Raw genomic sequence first — 620 nt, 5'->3', positions numbered from 1 at the left:
GTTCCAAGTGACCCTCGGAATCTGCCTGCCGTCCGGCCCGCTAGCATTGCCCCATCTTGAAAACGGGGTAGGCCCTCAGCTTGGCGCGCTCTTGCTCGTACGATTCATGGCTTTTGCTCCCGGCCGGCAGGATTTCCCACGCCAACCGATCAACGCTCCAGCCACACACGCAAGTCAAAGCCAATTGCGCGTGTCCAGGACTAGTCGGCGACCTTTCGCTCCCCTGCAGCGAAGCCACTGTTGCCAGCACCCCGCAGCAGGATCGGTGCTCCCGATCTACCGAACTCATCCGGCTCTCGCCGTCCGCCTGCCCGGTCCGCTCCACTCTCCTCTGCCGCACCTTCGCGATCAGGCACTGCAGGCTCATCGAATGGAACCCGTTGCTGGTCGACTGCACGAAAACCCCGGCTGCTAAATCCTCTCGCCACTCCCCCTTGGGAAGAGTCCCTTTCGGGTCCCTCCCTCAGGATCAATGTGCTCAAAAGGGCTCACCAACCTGATGGTCATCCATTCCTTCCGCCCGATCTCCCCTCGCTCCCCGAAGGCCTCAGCTTACCGCTTCGTTCCTCCGGATCATCGTTCCGGGTCCGCTCCGTCCGGTCTGGACTGCAGTTCCTCAA

At 61.9% G+C, this 620-nt stretch carries 1 protein-coding gene; it reads right to left on the bottom strand.

What is annotated here, in order from left to right:
• Positions 1 to 200: 200 nt before the first annotated feature.
• Positions 201 to 356, bottom strand: coding sequence for a hypothetical protein (locus ABCW45_RS17795; RefSeq protein ID WP_343221301.1), 156 nt, complete (start codon positions 354 to 356; stop codon positions 201 to 203).
• Positions 357 to 620 lie beyond the last annotated feature (264 nt).

The sequence above is a fragment of the Pilosibacter fragilis genome, from assembly GCF_032490495.1.
In the GTDB taxonomy this organism is placed as follows: Bacteria; Bacillota; Clostridia; order Lachnospirales; family Lachnospiraceae; genus Pilosibacter; species Pilosibacter fragilis.
The sequence above is the reverse complement of the archived record's forward strand: the minus strand, read 5'-3'. Positions and strand labels throughout refer to the sequence as shown.